Genomic DNA, 2,828 nt, shown 5'->3' with positions numbered 1-2,828 from the left:
ACGTATTCACCAATGAGCCGGCCTTGCGCCTGGCCCATAAGCTGATCGACGCCACCTTTGCCGAGCGGGTATTCCTCTGCAACTCCGGCGCTGAAGCCAACGAGGCCGCCTTCAAGCTGGCCCGTCGTGTGGCTCACGATCGTTTCGGTCCTGAAAAGTACGAAATCATCGCCGCGCTGAACAGCTTCCACGGTCGTACGCTGTTTACCGTGAACGTCGGCGGTCAGTCGAAGTACTCCGACGGCTTCGGCCCGAAGATCGTTGGCATCACTCACGTACCGTTCAACGATCTGGCCGCGCTGAAAGCTGCCATCTCCGACAAAACCTGCGCCGTGGTGCTGGAACCGGTCCAGGGCGAGGGCGGGGTGATGCCGGCGGAGCTGGCTTACCTGCAAGGCGCCCGCGAGCTGTGCAATGAGCACAACGCGCTGCTGGTGTTCGATGAAGTACAAACCGGCATGGGCCGCAGTGGCGAGCTGTTTGCCTACATGCATTACGGCGTGACCCCGGACATCCTCACCAGCGCCAAGAGCCTGGGCGGCGGTTTCCCGATCGCGGCGATGCTGACCACTGAAGCGTTGGCCAAGCACCTGGTAGTCGGTACTCACGGCACCACTTACGGCGGCAACCCATTGGCTTGCGCCGTGGCTGGCGCGGTGATGGACGTGGTCAACACTCCAGAAGTGTTGAATGGCGTTAAAGCCAGGCACGACAAGTTCAAGACCCGCCTGGAGCAGATCGGCGCCAAATACGGCCTGTTCACTCAAGTTCGCGGTCTGGGCCTGTTGCTCGGCTGCGTCCTCAGCGATGCCTGGAAAGGCAAGGCCAAAGACATTTTCAACGCCGCTGAAAGCGAAGGCCTGATGATCCTGCAGGCCGGCCCGGACGTGATTCGTTTCGCGCCAAGCCTGGTGGTTGAAGACGCCGATATCGAGCAGGGCCTGGAGCGTTTCGAGCGCGCCGCGGCGAAACTGACTCAAGCCTGATAGTTATTTCGACGCCTGACCTCCAGGCGTCGAACCCAATTTTTGTTTCGGGCCGGATCAATGTGGGAGCGGCCCGGGATATTTTCTTCTGTGAGTTTTTTCGAGAGAAAGGAGTGACACCATGCTGGTGATGCGCCCCGCGCAAATGGCTGATCTGGGCGAGGTACAGCGTCTGGCTGCGGACAGCCCGATTGGTGTCACTTCCTTGCCGGATGATGTCGAACGCCTGAGCGACAAGATCGCGGCGTCCGAAGCCTCGTTCGCCGCCGAAGTCAGCTTTAACGGCGAAGAAAGCTACTTTTTCGTGCTCGAAGACACCAGCACCGGGAAACTGGTCGGCTGTTCGGCGATCGTGGCCTCGGCCGGTTACTCCGAGCCGTTCTACAGCTTCCGTAATGAAACCTTCGTTCACGCCTCCCGTGAGCTGAAGATTCATAACAAGATCCACGTGCTCTCCCAATGCCATGACCTGACGGGCAACAGCCTGTTGACCAGCTTCTACGTGGTCCCGGAGCTGGTGGGTTCGCCGTGGTCGGAACTCAACTCCCGGGGGCGTCTGCTGTTCGTTGCCAGCCACCCGGAGCGCTTTGCCGATTCGGTGGTGACCGAGATCGTCGGTTACAGCGACGAGAATGGCGATTCGCCGTTCTGGGACGCCATTGGCCGTAACTTCTTCGACCTGAACTACGCCGCCGCCGAGCGTCTGTGCGGGCTTAAAAGCCGGACCTTCCTCGCCGAACTGATGCCGCACTACCCGATCTACGTGCCGCTGTTGCCCGATTCCGCCCAAGAGGCGATGGGCCAAGTGCATCCACGGGCGCAGATCACCTTCGACATCCTGATGCGCGAAGGTTTCGAGACCGATCACTACATCGACATCTTCGACGGTGGCCCGACCCTGCATGCCCGCGTGTCAGGGATCCGTTCGATCGCCCAGAGCCGTGTGGTGCCAGTGAAAATCGGCGAGCCGGTCAAAGGCGCCGGTCGTCAATACCTGGTGGCCAATGCGCAGTTGCAGGATTACCGCGCGGTATTGCTCGATCTGGACTACGCGCCGGGTAAACCGGTGACCCTGGATCTTGAAGCGGCAGAAGCCCTGGGCGTCGGCGAAGGTGCCAGCGTGCGCCTGGTTGCGGTTTAAAGCCTTACAGCGAGTTTCGCGGGTGGCGTCAGCGCCGCCTGTTTGAGGAGATAGCATGATCGTTCGTCCCGTACGCAGCAGCGATTTACCCGCTCTGATCGACCTGGCCCGCAGCACCGGCACCGGCCTGACTACCTTGCCGGCCAACGAAGAGCGCCTGGCGCATCGGGTTGGCTGGGCGGAAAAGACTTTTCGCGGCGAAGCCGAGCGCGGTGACGCGGACTACTTGTTCGTGCTTGAAGACGACGACGGCCGGGTGGTGGGCATTTCGGCGATTGCCGGTGCGGTTGGCCTGCGTGAGCCTTGGTATAACTTCCGGGTCGGCCTGACTGTCAGCGCCTCTCAGGAGCTGAAGATCTACCGCGAGATCCCGACGCTGTTCCTGGCCAACGACCTGACCGGCAACTCCGAGCTGTGCTCGTTGTTCCTGCATGCCGATTACCGCACTGGCCTCAACGGCCGCATGCTGGCCAAGGCGCGGATGCTGTTTATCGCGGAATTCCCGCAATTGTTCGGCAACAAGATCATCGCCGAAATGCGCGGCATGTCCGACGAAGCCGGGCGCTCGCCGTTCTGGGAAAGCCTGGGCCGGCACTTCTTCAAGATGGAGTTCAGCCAGGCCGATTACCTGACCGGGGTCGGTAACAAGGCCTTTATCGCCGAACTGATGCCGAAATTCCCGTTGTATACCTGCTTCCTCT

At 60.9% G+C, this 2,828-nt stretch carries 3 protein-coding genes; all 3 read left to right on the top strand.

The window, feature by feature from the left end; genetic code table 11:
- On the top strand, positions 1–986 hold a 986-nt coding region (locus F8N85_RS33575), incomplete at its 5' end, for an acetylornithine/succinyldiaminopimelate transaminase (RefSeq protein ID WP_150807654.1).
- A 121-nt stretch (positions 987–1,107) separates the two neighbouring features.
- Positions 1,108–2,127, top strand: a complete 1,020-nt coding sequence (gene aruF, locus F8N85_RS33570) for an arginine/ornithine succinyltransferase subunit alpha (RefSeq protein ID WP_150806682.1) — start codon at positions 1,108–1,110, stop codon at positions 2,125–2,127.
- 55 nt (positions 2,128–2,182) lie between these two features.
- Positions 2,183–2,828: arginine N-succinyltransferase (locus F8N85_RS33565; protein WP_191636317.1), on the top strand; the 646-nt coding region annotated here is incomplete at its 3' end.

It is taken from the genome of Pseudomonas fluorescens, assembly GCF_902497875.1.
GTDB classification, from domain to species: Bacteria; Pseudomonadota; Gammaproteobacteria; order Pseudomonadales; family Pseudomonadaceae; genus Aquipseudomonas; species Aquipseudomonas fluorescens_BR.
This window is presented reverse-complemented; position numbering and strand designations above follow the sequence as displayed.

What these genes read in the sequence shown, in the direction of transcription:
- aruF (WP_150806682.1), top strand. Translation starts at nt 1,108, where the DNA reads ATGCTGGTGATGCGCCCCGCGCAAATGGCTGATCTGGGCGAGGTACAG.